Origin of the sequence: Trichocoleus sp. FACHB-46 (genome assembly GCF_014695385.1) — a bacterium.
Classification (GTDB): domain Bacteria; phylum Cyanobacteriota; class Cyanobacteriia; order FACHB-46; family FACHB-46; genus Trichocoleus.
Genome location: NZ_JACJOD010000076.1, coordinates 45,979 through 60,604 on the forward strand (window position 1 = coordinate 45,979; position 14,626 = coordinate 60,604).

Below are 14,626 nucleotides of genomic sequence, written 5' to 3' on the forward strand. Positions count from 1 at the left end.
TATGTCTCAGCACACCTTGTTTATTTGTAAAGGCTGTGGTCCTGACCGCAAGGGCAGTTCGCCTCATCTCCTCGATGAAGTATTGGCATCTAATGCAGATCAAGCATCCGGGTTGCAGATTGAAGCAACAAGTTGTTTATGGACCTGCGATCGCCCCTGCTCTGCCTCCTTGATCTGTCCCGGCAAGTACAGCTATCACTTCACAGATTTGTCACCGGATCAAGCCAGCGATCTGTTGACTTTTGCCGCTCAGTACCAGGACAGTGGAGATGGCTATGTCAAACCGCCCAAGATGCCAGAATCGTTGCTGCCTAAACTGCTAGTCCGTATTCCTTCGCCTCCGGCTGCTTGAATGGAACCCAATCAACCTACTAGCCTGCGGAAATTTCTCATTCTTTGGAGTGGGCAGGTAGCCTCAGTGCTCGGCACAGAGATGACCAACTTTGCGATCACGCTTTGGGCTTGGGAACTCACAGGTCAGGCAACTCCGCTAGCTTTGATTTTTTTCTTTACTCGCACTCCGAAGGTAATTGCGGCTTCCTTTGCAGGTGTACTCGTCGATCGCTGGAATCGCAAGCAATTGATGATGATCGGCGATGGCATGGCAGGGATATCTACGGTGGTGCTTCTCAGCTTGCTGCTCACTGATCAGTTAGCGATTTGGCATCTGTATGTTGCGGGAGCAGTGAATGGTCTGTTTGGTTACTTCCAAGACCTGGCCTATTCTACTTCCATGTCGCAGATTGTGCCTAAGCAGCACTATGCCAGAGCCACCGCGATGGATTCCTATCTCACCTATTCCGGTTCGGCAATCTTAGCTCCGGCGATCGCAGGTATTCTCTATCCACTGATTAAGCTTCCAGGCATCCTCCTGATTGATCTGGTCACTTTTCTGATAGCGGTTGGCACCGTTTGGTTTACGACCATTCCTCAACCCAAAGTTGAAGCGAAACCGTTCTCCAGAGAGCAGCTTTGGGAAGAGTTTACCTTTGGTTTTCGCTATATTTTCCGCCATCCCAGTTTATTAGCAATTCTCCTGTTTTTATTAAATTCTAATCTCCTTACCAATGCAGCCTGGGCGATTCAACCTGTGATGATCTTGGCGCGTAGTCAAGATAATGCCACAGCCCTTGCTAGTGTTCAAGCCGCGATCGGGATTGGGGGCGTGGTTGGCGGTGTCCTGCTGAGTGTCTGGGGCGGTCCCAAACGACGCATTCATGGTCTACTCCTAGGCCAAACTTTTGGTGAACTCAGCAGTGTATTTTTGGGATTATCAAACTCCTTACCGCTTTGGATGGGCACAGGGTTTCTGGCTGCTATCTTTTCTCCGTTTATTGGTAGCTCCAATCAAGCGATTTGGCTCTCCAAGGTTGATCCAGCGGTTCAGGGAAAGGTGTTTGCCTCGCGTTATCTGATTGCGCAATTGGCGGCACCTCTAGGACTGGCGATCGCGGGTCCCTTAGCTGATAAAGTCTTTGAGCCTGCCATGCAACCCGGAGGCTTTCTCACGCCTCTTTTTAGCGGTATCTTCGGCACAGGAAACGGTGCAGGCATGGCGCTGCAATTCACTTTATTCTCTATTTTAGGCGTGCTGGTAGGTGTAGGCGGATATGCTTTTCGTACTTTACGAGATGTAGAAACACTGGTACCTGATTATGACATTAAGACCTCTGACCCAACCCGTTCTCTAGTAGGAAAGGAGCGCTAAGTTCAAAGCCCCTCGCCTGTGAGGCGAGGGGTTCGGGGAGGAGTTGGCAAGAGCTTTAAGTTGCTCCAAAGAACTTATATATTTACAGTTCATATTTAGCTTATGAAATATTTCCTTTCTCGCCTGTCTCAGCGGCAACTTATTCGGCTGTACTCATTGCTGCTAGCCATTGTATTGATATTAATCATCATCACCTCTGGCCCGTTGGGTCAAGCTGCCAGCACCGAGATTTTGTGGGATACCTATGGAGTGCCACATATCTCTAGCAACCGCACACCCGATCTGTTTCGCGCTTTTGGCTGGGCACAGATGCAGAGCCACGCCAATCTCCTATTGCGGCTCTATGGTCAGGCTCGCGGGCGGGCAGCGGAATACTGGGGCGAAGACTATGCGGAATCGGATCAATGGGTGCGTAAAATGGGCATCCCAGAGCGATCGCAAGCTTGGTACAAAGCCCAAACGCCCAAGTTTCGCCAATATCTGGATACCTTTGCTGCTGGGATCAACGCCTATGCCAAAGCTCATCCTGACCAGATCGAGGACGATCTGAAAGCTGTACTTCCTATCTCACCTGTAGATGTGCTGGCACATACTCAGCGAGTACTGCACTTCACATTTGTCGTCAATCCAGAAGAACTGCAAGCGACACTCGCCAAAGCAGATCCCGGAGAACCCGTAGGCGGATCAAATGGTTGGGCGATCGCACCCTCTCACTCGGCCAGTGGTAAAGCGATGTTGCTGGCGAACCCCCATCTCCCTTGGGCAGATTTGTTTCTTTGGTACGAAGCTCAAATAACGGCTCTTGGTATCGATGCTTATGGTGCAACTCTGGTGGGCGTTCCAGTGCTAGCGATCGCCTTTAATGACGCGATGGGCTGGACTCACACCGTCAACACCTATGACGGCTGGGACGCTTACGCATTAACTTCGCGAGATGGCGGCTATGAGTTTGATGGGCAAGTGCGTCCCTTCGATACGGAGACTCAAACCCTCAAAGTCAAGCAAAAAGATGGTTCTTGGCAAGAGCAAACCCTAACTATTCAACGCTCGGTGCATGGCCCCGTGGTCGCAGAACCCAAGGGACAAGCGATCGCCCTTCGAGTATCAGGTTTAGATAGAGCTAGAGGTTTAGAGCAATGGTGGAAAATGGCCTGCGCCACCAACTTAAGCGAGTTTGAAACAGCTCTCAAGCGTATGCAGCTTCCCATGTTTACGGTTCTGTATGCCGATCGCGACGGACATATTCTCAACTTTTTCAATGGTCAAGTTCCGGTTCGCCAAGAAGGTACTTTTGCAGATTGGTCAGGCGTAATTCCTGGTAATACCTCAAAGACGCTGTGGACTCGTATCCATGCTTACGAAGATCTCCCTCGTGTTGTTGACCCCAAAACCGGTTGGTTGCAAAATGCCAATGATGCACCCTGGACAACCACCTTACCCGCAGCCCTAAATCCTGATGATTTTCCCGCTTATATCGCCCCTCGTGATGTCCTTTACTTCCGCGCCCAGCGATCGCTGCGAATGTTGATGGAAGACCCGAAGATCTCCTTTGAGGAATTGATTCGCTACAAGCACTCCACCCGCATGGAACTAGCCGATCGGATTCTGGATGATCTCACGACTGCTGCCAAATCCTCCACTGATCCCCTCATCAAACAAGCGATCGCAGTTTTGCAAAAGTGGGATCGCCAAGCCGAAGCCAAGAGTCGCGGTGCTGTTCTCTTCAAAGCCTGGAATGATTTAATGGATCGCTCCAAATTATTTGCCATCCCTTGGGATGAGAAATCTCCTCTTACGACCCCAGATGGCTTAGCTGATCCTGAAGCGGCGATCACTGCTCTCAAAACTGCTGCCACTGAACTTCTCAAGAACTATGGAGCGCTAGATATTGCTTGGGGAGACGTTTTTCGGCTCAAGTCCGAGGCTAATAATCTGCCTGCTAATGGAGGCCCTGGTGGGTTGGGCATCTTCCGCACTGTCAACTATACCCCTGCCGAGGAAGGCCAGTTTCAAGCCATCGATGGAGATAGCTTCGTTGCCGTGATCGAATTCTCTAATCCAGTTCGGGCGCAGGCTCTAACCAGCTACGGCAATGCCACCCAGCCCGATATGCTGCAAGGCAGCGATCAGCTCACCTTGATGTCCCAGAAAAAACTTCGCCCCGTCTGGCGATCGCGTCGGGATATCCTAGCTCATCTGAAATCTCGAACTGTCAACTTTGGCAAAGACTGAAACCATAACATTCACCCAAGTCATCTGAATAGAAATAATATGCCGCCTAAACACTCAGCTTGAGCAACTAGGCGGCATTACTAATATGGATGAAATCAAAAGCTATAAACGTCTTGCGGTTCTTCATCCTCCGCAGCGTTTGCTACAGCATTAACCCATGTCTAGCAACCATCTCATAAAGCTACTAGACATGGGTCAATTGACCAGGTTAGAAGCAGCGATCGCTTAGCTGTTATCCTTCAGGGATAGGCTCTGGCTCAGGAGCAGGTTCTGCCTCAGGAATCGGTTCCGCTTCGGGAATGGGCTCTGCTTCGGGAATGGGTTCGGGCTCAAAGACAGGTTCTGGTTCGGGAATCGGTTCTGGCTCAGGGATAGGTTCTGGTTCAGGAATCGGTTCTGGTTCAGCAATAGACTCAGGGATGGGCTCAGGTTCAGGGGCAGAAGCGGGTTCTACTGGCTCCTCAGGAGTATCTGAGCTATCGGTTGGCTCTGTAGGTGTCGCAGAGGGAATCGGTTCAGGAGTTGTCGGTGGAACGTCTGTTCTCGTTGGTTCTGAGCTATCGGGTTGCTCTGAAGCAGATGTGGTGGGAACTTCAGGAATCTCAGACGCAGTAGGTTCGGAAACGGGCTCAGAGACAGTAATACTACGGCGTTCTTCTTGCCTGCGATCGCGTGCTGAATCCTTATCAGTGAATTCAACTATAAGCCGGACACTATCACCAGCTTTGGCTCCTTTCCAGGCACTCTCTTTCTCTAATTGCTCACGAGCTTGCTTTAATGCAGCTTCATCCAACACACTATTACCACTGGATTTGGAGAGGGTAACCTGTGGCTTGCCTCCCTCGCCGAAGCTAAACTCTAGCTCAGGGTCACCTTTAGCTCCTTTAGCTTCCTTGGGACGTACGAACGTATCCTTGTCACAGCCGCGACATGTAATCTCCCGCGATCGGTTACCTCGCTCTGAAGGCTTCTCGGTGGAACCCGCTTTACTACCGCTGGGTTCTGTTCCCGTTCCTCTACCTGTACCAGAGCCAGGACCCGTACCAGAGCCTGTTCCAAGACCAATCCCAGAACCTGTACCAGAGCCAGAGCCTGTACCAGAGCCAGGGCCAAATCCGGAACCTGCTCCAGGACCAAAGCCAGGACCAATCCCAAAACCAGGTCTACCTGATCCAGTCGCTGTGGTCGTACCACTGTCTTGCCCAGAAGCAGCTCCGGGCATTCCACCTGTGGTCGTTCCTAAAGTTGAGCTGGCATTCGTACGATTTGCCGCTGTTTGGCTAGCCTGCTCACGAGCCCGCCTTAGTTCGCTCAGCAAGTTATTCAAATTAGGTGCTGGAGTGGGCTGAGCCACTTCTGCTTTCGGCTCGCTCAGCGGTGCTGGGGTTGGCTGTGTGACAGCGGGTTCTTCAGGGGTCTCTTCCGCAATGGGTGTTTCGGGAGTTGGCGCTTCTACGTCCTCAGCAACTGGTACAGGAGTAGGTTCGGGAGTGGGGTCAGGGGTAGGTTCCTCCTCTGCAACAGGCTCCGGTTGCACAGAAGGGGCTACTTCCGTAGGAGGGGCTGAAGCAGGAGCGAAAGGAACTGGAGCAGCTGCCATCAGTGTGGCTCCACCCGCCTCTTCACCACCACCGCCACCACCACCGCCACTCGCTTCTCCATCACCACCGGATGCAGATTCAAGTGGTTCAGGGACCAACTCGGACAACTCTTCTTCCGAAATGTCCGTTGTGACCACAAGAACTTCTTCTTGTTCTGCCTTAGCTTGCTCCATCTTCCAGATATCATTGACCTTCAGGCACAGCCCCACTCCGTGCAAGGCAAATGATCCCACAAGGCTGTAGGTAATAAATCGCTTGAGGGTCTTCTCTTGCTGTTCGCGTTTTTGCAGGACGGTGTCTGAGAATGTCATTTGCTGTATTGATGAGAAAGCTTATTGCAAATATTTCTAGCTGACTTGCCCATCCTAAAATTCAACTGCTGTGCTGTCAATCCATTAAAGGGGATTAACTGGATATTAGGCTTAAATCTGCGATCGCCAGGCTCCCAGGGATTTCTGAATGCTGAAATATTGAGATACAAGGAGTTCAGGGATTTTATTAGTTCTAAAATTATCACTTCTTAGTAAATGCGAATGCTTGACATTAACTACCACAAGACCTAATCTCTTTTGAGAAGAGATGTCAATAGTAGGTCTCTTCTGTCATCGTCCTCTCAAATAACTTCGCTGGCTGAAGAGGTCAGCTCTATTTCCGCGTGAGCTAGAAATGCTAATTGTTGAATTATTTATTGCTGGTGGCATCGTCATGATCCCCTTGGTGGGGTTCTCGATTGTGGCGACTGCCCTGATCATCGAACGTTTGGTTTTTTGGTACCGAGTGAAGCGGCGGCAAAAGCGGGTGATTCGTGATGTACTACGCATTTACCAACATGACGGTGATGCTGCATTGCTTAAGCTCAAACAAAACGCTGACCTACCGATCGCTCGCATTTTTCTAGAAGCTGTGGAAGTCGATCATTTTCCGCCTCATGCCTTTCGTCTGACGATGGAAGGAGCCACCCAAGCAGAGCTACCAACGCTCAGACGGTTTAACTCACTCTTTGACATGGTGATTGCAATTGCTCCTTTGTTGGGGTTGTTGGGAACCGTTCTAGGTCTGATTCGCTCATTTGCCTCGCTCAATTTGGGAAGTGCTGGTAGTGAAACTGCTGTGCAAGTAACATCAGGGATCAGCGAAGCGCTAGTCTCAACGGCGGCGGGCTTAATCGTAGCGCTGTTCACTCTCTTCTTTGCCAGTATTTTTCGAGGCTTTTATAAGCGGCAAATTGCAGCCATTCAAGAATATTGCAGCCAACTTGAGGTTCTGCATTTGGGTCGTTATGAAGGTTTTAGCTCAGTCTCAAAAGTATTGCAGTAGGCGGTTATGAACATTCCTGAAGAGGCGGATGACATTCCCCAAATTAATATTGTCCCGATGATTGATGTCATCTTTGCAATTTTGACATTCTTCATCATGTCATCTTTGTTTTTGACTCGCTCTGAGGGTCTACCTGTGAACCTACCCAAGGCACAGACCGCTCAATCACAGCAGCAAAGCAAGATGGCAGTCACGGTGGATGAGAAAGGAAATGTATTTCTAAATCGCCAACCGATTACGGTTCAAGAGCTACCAGCAAAAGTGAAAGCGGCGATGGCGAACAACTCAGAAGCGTTAGTGGTGGTTAATGCTGATGAAAGGGTTCCACATGGTCAGGTGATTACTGTCATGGATCAGTTAAGAACCGTTCAAGGTGTGAAGCTAGGAATTGCAACTCGTCGTCCTTAACATGGTGAACAAGGAGATGAGGATATGGGGAGAGGATGGCAGGTCCTCGGCTAGGGGCAAGCATCGACCCCATAAGTTCCAGCTTGTCGGTCTGGTTGTGGGAATTGTTCTGTTAATTGGCTGTTTCATCGCCAGCATTACCTGGGGCGCAGCCGATGTTAATCCCAGCACTGTGTGGCAAGCCTTAACGGCTTTTGATGGTTCCACCAATCACTTAATTATCACGAACGTACGATTGCCGAGAGCCTTGGTGGCGCTGCTGGTCGGAGCTGCGTTGGCTGTGGCAGGCGCTCTCATGCAAGGCTTAACTCGCAACCCTCTAGCCGATCCTGGCATTTTGGGCATTAGTGCTGGGGCGGCTTTAGCTGTGGTGCTATCGACGTTTTTCTTGGGAACTGTCTCCGTGCAGGTGCAGGCTTGGGTGGCTTTTGCTGGAGGAGCGATCGCGGCGATTAGTGTCTATCTCTTAGGTTCTGTCGGACGCAGTGGCAGCACCCCCCTCAAACTAATTTTGGCGGGATCTGTGTTGAGCTATCTGTTATTTTCGCTCACCACCGGAACTTTAATTCTCAGCCAGCGCACTTTAGATGAAGTACGGTTTTGGCTGGCAGGTTCAGTCGCCGGACGCGATCTCAACGTCCTCTTACAGATTCTCCCTTACCTCCTGGTTGGCTTCATCTTGGCCTTTGGTATGGGCAAACAGATAACAGCTCTGACATTGGGGGAAGATGTCGCGAAAGGACTAGGGCTGCAAACTGGCTGGATCAAGGCGATCGCGGCAATGGTGGTGGTGCTGCTTGCAGGTAGCGCTGTAGCATTAGCAGGCCCGATTGGCTTCATCGGTTTGGTAGTGCCTCACATGGTGCGCTTTTGGGTAGGAGTCGATTATCGTTGGTTGCTGCCTCATGCAGCTGTGTGGGGGGCGATTTTACTGTCTCTTGCTGATCTCGCGGCCCGCTTAGTCATCAAACCCCAGGAGCTACCCGTTGGCATTATGACCGCTTTGGTCGGGGCTCCATTTTTTATCTACTTGGCGCGATCGCAAGTCAAACGGTAAAAGGAATGCAATGAAACCAATAGAACTGCCTTGGCTAGTCATTCGTTCCTCCGCTTGGCCGCTCTCTTTTAAGATCAACCGCCGAGTGCCACTGGTGCTCTTGGGGCTTACAGTTGCGACGTTGCTGGTCATGGTCTGGAGCGTCAGCTATGGCGAATATCCCATTGCTCCCCTAGATGTTATTAAAAGTATTTTAGGATTGCCAACTACCAATCCTGATGATGGTTTTGTGATCAACACCTTACGCTTGCCCCGCGTCATCGTAGCGTTTTTGGTAGGCACTGGGTTAGCGATCGCCGGAACCATCCTACAAGGACTCACTCGTAATCCCTTGGCATCTCCAGAAATTGTGGGTGTACAAGCTGGGGCAGGCTTAGCAGCAGTAGCTCTGATTGTACTATTTCCCTCACTTCCCGCCTTCGCTTTACCCATTGCTGCCTTTGCAGGTGCTTTGGTCGCAGCGTTGCTAGTTTATGGTTTGGCTTGGGATCGAGGTGCAGCACCCATTCGCTTAATTTTGGTTGGCGTGGGTGTAGCGGCGATTGCCTCGGCTCTAAGTAGTTTGTTGATTACCTTTGGTAATATTGAGGATGTCAGTCAAGCCTTGGTGTGGTTAGCTGGCAGCGTCTATGGCCGAACTTGGGAGCATGTGCAAGCGTTACTTCCTTGGTTGGGTGTGTTTATTCCACTCTCTTTGCTTTGTGCTCGTGATTTAAATACGCTCCATTTAGGAGATGAGGTTGCCCGTGGTTTAGGCGTTCCGATCGAGCGGCAGCGGGGCTTATTGCTGATCACTTGTGTGGCTCTATCGGGAGCAAGTGTAGCGACAGCAGGTACAATCGGGTTTGTGGGTCTAATGTCACCCCACTTAGCGCGTCAGTTAGTCGGTCCTGCCCATGAAGGACTGCTACCAACCGCAGCTTTAGTGGGTGGATTGATGGTAGCTCTCGCTGACTTTTTGGGCCGATCGCTCTTTGCCCCCATCGAACTGCCCTGTGGGGTGATTACTGCTGTAGTGGGTGCGCCCTATTTTTTCTACCTGCTCTATCGAAACCGGAATGCATAACAGCACCTCAATGGAATCAGCACTCACCGCTCGCAAACTCACCCTGGCATACGATCGCGCAACCATTATTCGAGATTTGCATGTAGACATTCCAGCCCATCAAATCACTGCTTTGGTTGGTCCTAACGGCTGTGGCAAATCTACGTTGCTCAAGGGACTCGCCCGATTAATCAAGCCTCAGAGTGGTGTGGTGTATCTCGATAGCGCCGCGATCGCTAAGCTCTCCACCAAAGAAGTCGCCAAGCGCTTGGGCATGCTGCCCCAAAACCCATCAGCTCCCGAAGGTTTAACGGTGCGCGAATTAGTCGCACAAGGGCGCTATCCTCACCAAAGCTGGTTGCAACAATGGTCAAAAGAAGATGAACAGTTGACCGAGCAGGCGCTAGTAATTACAGGGATGACCGAGCTGAGCGATCGCCCTCTAGATAGCCTGTCGGGAGGACAGCGCCAGCGGGCCTGGATTGCAATGGCTTTAGCTCAAAACACAGACATTCTATTACTGGATGAACCCACTACATTTCTAGATCTAGCGCATCAAATCGAAGTTCTAGATTTGCTGTATGAACTGAACCAAACCCAAGGCCGCACGATCGTCATGGTGCTGCATGATTTAAACCAAGCTTGTCGCTATGCAGATTATTTAGTGGTGATGCGGCAAGGAAATATCTATGCTCAGGGTGTGCCGCCAGAAATCATGACTGAAGCAATGGTAGAAGAGGTGTTTGGGCTAAAGAGCAGCATTGTCCGCGATCCCGTCGCAGGCACCCCTATGTGCATCCCGATTAGCCAAAAAATGCCTATGAAACGAGACTATGTAGGACAGCAGCTCTAACCAACGAAATCCCAGGGCAAACGCATCTAAATCCTGGTTTAGGCTGCGAAAGAGTCGTGATAAGTTCAGCTCCTCGTGCCGGATTAATCTTCCCCCAGCCTACTAACTCACTTCGCTGAGCTAAGAGACCTACGCAGCAATCGCAGTAAAGAACATTTACTTCTCAATATTGTAGCGATCACCATCGTTTCTAACTCTACCCAATATGCCGCGTTTCGTGCTTTTTGGGCTCATACGCTGTTTCTCCTTCAGCCAAGGCTTGAGGCCATTTTTTTCAGAGTGCGACGCACCGTCTCATCCGAAATTTGCTCAACCAGGTTCACTTCGACCAATCGATCTGCCAACAGTTGCATGGTCCACTCACCTCGCCCTGCCGGAGGGGCACTACAGGTCGTGGCAACTAAAAAGGCTTCTGCTTTGCCATCGAGTTTACGTTTCCCCCCGGTCGCGGCAACTCACTCAAGGCAAACTCAACACCACCCGTAACAAATTTCTGCCGAGTCCGATGAACCGTCGATTCGCCGAAATGCTATGTGTCGGCGAATCGACGGTTCATCCCGATGTCCTTCGTCTGCGAGGAGCAGAATTTGAGCCCGCTTCAATCTTCTCGCACCAAGCTTGTTTTGATGAGTGAATTGAAACAGTTGCTGACGTTCTTCAGGGGTGAGGATGACAGTATACTTTTCTGACATGAGGAGGGGATTCCTGATTTTCAACAGTTTCCCTGACTTCTCTCTACCTGTCAAAATCATTGTGGTGAACTACTAGGCTGCAACTCCCCGAACTTAGGACTCCACCAGCCTTGGGCTGTATGGAAGTAGACCGCTTCTTTATGTTGACTATTACCCCTAGCCTGAGCATCGGAGCAACGCAGCAATTGCTTGGCTTGACCTGCTTTTTCGTAGGTATAGGTTTCTAAAGGCTTTTGGCAAATCGGGCAAGGATATTCTGTGAGCTGAGATGGCAGTGAGGCTGACGCCTGGGTTTGGTTGCGGGGACGCTCCCACTTACGACTGCGATCGCTCCAAAATAGCACTACGTCTTCACAACCACTGACGCACTTGAGGAAGTACTTTTTCTTGACTTTGCTGCTAGGAATTTTAGCCAAGTAATTTTGGCATTGCGGGCAACGAGTCCGCGACAAGTTCAATGCTTTTTCGGGGTGCGGGGCAGGATTCGTCGTCAGATGTGCTGGGATCACTTGTCTCGCTTTTGTCAGTGCAGGCGTGAAGTACTCCCGATTCCAGGTGGTGAGGTAGGTTTGCCAATCCTGTTTCCCGTCAGCAATTTGGTCTAGAGCCTGCTCCATCTGGGCTGTAAATTTAGCTTCTAGCAGATCGGGTAAGGCATCTTGCAAAAAGCTATCCACTTCTAACCCTAAACTGGTAGGTTGCAAATGCCCTTTGACGACCTCCACATACAGCCGTTGCTTCAGTGTCTGGATGGTAGGAGCGTAGGTGCTGGGACGACCAATGCCTCTGCGCTCCATCACTTGTACTAGCTTGGGTTCGCTGTAGCGCGGTGGGGGTTGAGTTTGCTTCTGCTCATGTGCTGCCTGTTGCAGCGTCAGGGCTTGCTGAGGAGCTAGCGTGGGTAGCTCGGCATCTGCACTCAGGTTAGGCCAATACTTGCTGTAACCCAAAAACTCGATCACCTGCCCTTTCGCTTGCCAAAATATGGAACCTGATTGAGTAACAATTTGCGTTTGCCGTAGTCGAGCCGCCTGGCATTGCGAAGCGATCGCCCGTTTCCAAATCAGCACATATAAGTCGAAGGCATCGGCAGCCAATTCGACCCGCAATTCTTTAGAAGGACGATAAACATCTGTCGGTCGAATCGCTTCATGAGCTTCCTGTGCGCCTTTCGCTTTGCGGTGCTGGGTCACTTTTTTCGGCACGTTGTCTGGGTCATGGGCCTCTAACCACTGTCTTGCTTGGGTACAAAACTCAGGGCTGAGGGCAATGCTATCGGTTCGCATGTAGGTAATCAGTCCCGCTTCGTAGAGAGATTGGGCCACCTGCATGGTCTTCTCAGGACTGAACCGCAAGCGAGACCCTGCCGCTTGTTGCAGCGTTGAAGTGATAAATGGGGGGGGTGGAGTGCGAGTTGCCGTCTTACCTTCCACAGAAACGACGTGATGCGGATTTTGTTGAGCAATTTCGACTAAGCGATCGGCAGCCGCTTGAGAGGTCACGCGATCGGATTCCGGAATTTGTCCTTCTGCTTTTTGGGCCGCATCATCAGGTTGGGCCGTCTCAGCCTTGGCTTCTGTCGGTTGGCTGCGGTAATAAGCTCGCAAACCTTCGGCATAATCGACAAACACGCTCCAATAGTCTTGGGACACAAAGGCTTGAATTTGCCGCTCGCGATCGCAAACGATATGCAATGTCGCACTTTGAACACGACCCATACTTTTAGCGCCGTTGTGCAATTGCCAAAGCAAAGGAGAGCCTTTGAACCCAACCAGCTTATCTAGAACCGTACGGCACAAACCAGAGTTCACTAGATTGAGATCGATCGAGCGGGGTTGGGCGATCGCGGCTCGCACGGCATTCGGGGTGATTTCTGTGTAAACCACTCGTTGAGGCTGTTTGAGATTGAGCGCTTGCTGAATGTGCCAGGCGATCGTTTCTCCCTCGCGATCGTAGTCGGTTGCTAGCACCACAGTTTTAACTTGCTTCACCGCCGATCGCAGTTGTTGAATGGTTTCTTTGCCTCTAGTGCCTCGCGCCATAAAGCGGCACTTCACGGAGTTATGGTCTAGATCAAAGCCCAAAGCATCTTCACCATCATGGGCGAGTTCGCGAATATGCCCCATGCTGGCCTTGACTAGCCAATCTGATCCCAGAATTTGACTCAGCTTTTTGACTTTACCAGGACTTTCAACGATTAGCAGCTTGGTTGCCAAGACAGATTCCCTTTCGCTCACCCAGGAGCAATAACTCCATGTACAATTGTACTATCTGGTATCTAGGAGCTGCACCAAGTTCTTTTCAACATGCATTTTCAACATACATAAGATACAACTCAAACAACGCATAAAATCCCCCTATCGTTACCAGCCTTAAATCCTTAAACCAGTTGCAATTTCGCTAAGCAGGCAGAGCTTGAGTCAAAATCAGAGCATTGCATCACTAGAGTCATCCCCTTAAGACAAGACCCTAGCAGTAGAGAAGATGCCGAGGAGCATCTGCCACAACAGCAACATCTGCTCACAAGCTCAGCGCTTCGCAAGATTAACTTATTTAGAAGTCATCAGGCTGATACAGGCTGACAGTAGACTAACGGCTACCCTCAGCAGCGGCCTTAGTCAAACTATATTGACCTTTTTTGCCTCGAAACCATTGTCCATCCTTCGCTCCAGTAGAGAGGATATTTAACATGCGATCGCGAGCCTTGTTCCGCACATCTTGAGGAATCTCAGCCGTGAAGATGGCGTTGATCAGATCAGGAACGCTTAAGAGCTGCTTAGGTTGCTGCTGGAAAACCGTAGTAATAGCTACAGGCAACGAAGTCTGACGAAATGGGTCTTGCAAGTAATCCTGCCAATTTCTAGATTGCCGGGGTTTCTTGGTGGCCTTGGTCGCTTGACGGCCTCTGGTGGCAGTCGGTTCGGGAGCCGTAGCGGGTTCGGGAGCCGCAGTAGATGCAGCCGTGGCCTCAGGAGTAGCTGTAGGTTTAGGCGCAGCTGTAGCAGGTGGCTTTGATGCAGAGAGAGCAGTGGCTGCTTGAGTAGATGTCGCAGGAGCCGTTGTGGTAGAAAATAGATCAATCACTGTTTTGAGGCTCTGACGCTTCTCCCGCAAGGCCTCTAGTTGTATTGTGATTTCTGCTTCTTGAGTTGCGAGAGTAGCATCTGCTTCCAGGAGATTGGTGAGGATAGCGGTAGGAGAAGTTGAAGAATTAGCCATAGGAAGTGCTGTCTTAGCAATTAGAGTTCAAGAGCATCATACAAAGCTCTGATATTTTCAGGAAGCCTCAAGAGGATAAGTCTTTAGACTTAGTGAGAACTTGTGATCACTGGTAAGAACCTGAACTATAATCACACCAAGTGTTGTGAGGTTTTTAAATGAACAAGGGAGAATTGGTAGATGCAGTCGCTGCAAAAGCCAACGTGACCAAAAAACAAGCTGACGCCATCTTGAGTGCTGTGTTTGACACCATTCAGGAAACGGTCGCTTCAGGTGAAAAGGTCACCCTGATTGGATTTGGTACTTTTGAACCCAGAGAACGCCAAGCACGGGAAGGCCGCAATCCTAAGACTGGCGAAACGATGAAGATTCCAGCGACTAAAGTTCCAGCCTTCAGTGCTGGCAAAGTCTTCAAAGACAAGGTTTCTCCAACCGCTTAAGCGGTTTTCTCAAAGATTAGTCACTTGCCTCCTCATTGCAGGAGGCTTTTTCGT

General features: G+C 50.5%; 12 protein-coding genes and 1 pseudogene. 9 read left to right on the top strand and 4 right to left on the bottom strand.

The window, feature by feature from the left end; all coding sequences use genetic code 11:
* Position 1 precedes the first annotated feature (1 nt).
* The 3 genes from H6F72_RS27510 to H6F72_RS27520 all read left to right on the top strand — a co-directional run bounded on the left by H6F72_RS27510 (position 2) and on the right by H6F72_RS27520 (position 3,940).
* Positions 2-352 carry a DUF1636 domain-containing protein gene (locus H6F72_RS27510; protein WP_190442902.1) on the top strand — a complete coding sequence of 117 codons (351 nt, stop codon included), beginning with the start codon at positions 2-4 and terminating at the stop codon, positions 350-352.
* On the top strand, positions 353-1,708 hold the full coding sequence (locus tag H6F72_RS27515; protein WP_242017178.1) for an MFS transporter: 1,356 nt from the start codon (positions 353-355) through the stop codon (positions 1,706-1,708). It begins immediately after the preceding gene.
* A 102-nt stretch (positions 1,709-1,810) separates the two neighbouring features.
* Entirely contained in the window at positions 1,811-3,940 is a 2,130-nt protein-coding gene (locus tag H6F72_RS27520; RefSeq protein ID WP_190442905.1) for an acylase, read from the top strand.
* Between the two features lie 232 nt (positions 3,941-4,172).
* Here H6F72_RS27520 and H6F72_RS30585 read toward each other — a convergent pair whose 3' ends face one another.
* Positions 4,173-5,852 carry a hypothetical protein gene (locus tag H6F72_RS30585; RefSeq protein WP_190442907.1) on the bottom strand — a complete coding sequence of 560 codons (1,680 nt, stop codon included), beginning with the start codon at positions 5,850-5,852 and terminating at the stop codon, positions 4,173-4,175.
* Between the two features lie 355 nt (positions 5,853-6,207).
* Between H6F72_RS30585 and H6F72_RS27530 the strand changes: the two genes are divergently transcribed.
* Genes H6F72_RS27530 through H6F72_RS27550 form a run of 5 tightly spaced genes read left to right on the top strand, consistent with a single transcriptional unit; the run spans position 6,208 to position 10,221 of the window.
* Entirely contained in the window at positions 6,208-6,858 is a 651-nt protein-coding gene (locus H6F72_RS27530) for a MotA/TolQ/ExbB proton channel family protein (protein ID WP_190442910.1), read from the top strand.
* A gap of 6 nt (positions 6,859-6,864) precedes the next feature.
* On the top strand, positions 6,865-7,266 hold the full coding sequence (locus H6F72_RS27535; RefSeq protein WP_190442913.1) for a biopolymer transporter ExbD: 402 nt from the start codon (positions 6,865-6,867) through the stop codon (positions 7,264-7,266).
* A 1-nt stretch (position 7,267) separates the two neighbouring features.
* Entirely contained in the window at positions 7,268-8,323 is a 1,056-nt protein-coding gene (locus H6F72_RS27540) for an iron ABC transporter permease (RefSeq protein ID WP_242017179.1), read from the top strand.
* 10 nt (positions 8,324-8,333) lie between these two features.
* Positions 8,334-9,389, top strand: coding sequence for an iron ABC transporter permease (locus H6F72_RS27545; protein WP_199299353.1), 1,056 nt, complete (start codon positions 8,334-8,336; stop codon positions 9,387-9,389).
* Complete coding sequence (locus H6F72_RS27550; RefSeq protein ID WP_242017180.1) at positions 9,382-10,221, top strand: ABC transporter ATP-binding protein; 840 nt, start codon at positions 9,382-9,384, stop codon at positions 10,219-10,221. Before H6F72_RS27545 ends, H6F72_RS27550 begins: the two co-directional genes overlap by 8 nt.
* A 240-nt stretch (positions 10,222-10,461) precedes the next feature.
* On the opposite strand, the pseudogene H6F72_RS30590 reads toward H6F72_RS27550, so the two are convergent.
* From H6F72_RS30590 to H6F72_RS27570, 3 genes and pseudogenes are all read right to left on the bottom strand, one after another.
* A pseudogene (locus H6F72_RS30590) lies at positions 10,462-10,913 on the bottom strand (helix-turn-helix domain-containing protein); the annotation flags it as partial.
* Between the two features lie 56 nt (positions 10,914-10,969).
* Positions 10,970-13,129 (bottom strand): type I DNA topoisomerase, encoded by a 2,160-nt coding sequence (gene topA, locus H6F72_RS27565; RefSeq protein ID WP_190443119.1) that lies wholly within the window; start codon positions 13,127-13,129, stop codon positions 10,970-10,972.
* Between the two features lie 373 nt (positions 13,130-13,502).
* Entirely contained in the window at positions 13,503-14,132 is a 630-nt protein-coding gene (locus H6F72_RS27570; protein ID WP_190442918.1) for a hypothetical protein, read from the bottom strand.
* A gap of 158 nt (positions 14,133-14,290) precedes the next feature.
* Between H6F72_RS27570 and H6F72_RS27575 the strand changes: the two genes are divergently transcribed.
* On the top strand, positions 14,291-14,572 hold the full coding sequence (locus H6F72_RS27575; RefSeq protein ID WP_190442919.1) for an HU family DNA-binding protein: 282 nt from the start codon (positions 14,291-14,293) through the stop codon (positions 14,570-14,572).
* Positions 14,573-14,626 lie beyond the last annotated feature (54 nt).

Bases quoted from the DNA above. Each gene is read 5' to 3' on its own strand.
- H6F72_RS27530 (WP_190442910.1), top strand. From the start codon at position 6,208: ATGCTAATTGTTGAATTATTTATTGCTGGTGGCATCGTCATGATCCCC.
- H6F72_RS27520 (WP_190442905.1), top strand. From the start codon at position 1,811: ATGAAATATTTCCTTTCTCGCCTGTCTCAGCGGCAACTTATTCGGCTG.
- H6F72_RS27540 (WP_242017179.1), top strand. From the start codon at position 7,268: ATGGTGAACAAGGAGATGAGGATATGGGGAGAGGATGGCAGGTCCTCG.
- H6F72_RS27510 (WP_190442902.1), top strand. From the start codon at position 2: ATGTCTCAGCACACCTTGTTTATTTGTAAAGGCTGTGGTCCTGACCGC.
- H6F72_RS27575 (WP_190442919.1), top strand. From the start codon at position 14,291: ATGAACAAGGGAGAATTGGTAGATGCAGTCGCTGCAAAAGCCAACGTG.
- H6F72_RS27515 (WP_242017178.1), top strand. From the start codon at position 353: ATGGAACCCAATCAACCTACTAGCCTGCGGAAATTTCTCATTCTTTGG.
- H6F72_RS27570 (WP_190442918.1), bottom strand. From the start codon at position 14,132: ATGGCTAATTCTTCAACTTCTCCTACCGCTATCCTCACCAATCTCCTG.
- H6F72_RS30585 (WP_190442907.1), bottom strand. From the start codon at position 5,852: ATGACATTCTCAGACACCGTCCTGCAAAAACGCGAACAGCAAGAGAAG.
- H6F72_RS27550 (WP_242017180.1), top strand. From the start codon at position 9,382: ATGCATAACAGCACCTCAATGGAATCAGCACTCACCGCTCGCAAACTC.
- H6F72_RS27545 (WP_199299353.1), top strand. From the start codon at position 8,334: ATGAAACCAATAGAACTGCCTTGGCTAGTCATTCGTTCCTCCGCTTGG.
- H6F72_RS27535 (WP_190442913.1), top strand. From the start codon at position 6,865: ATGAACATTCCTGAAGAGGCGGATGACATTCCCCAAATTAATATTGTC.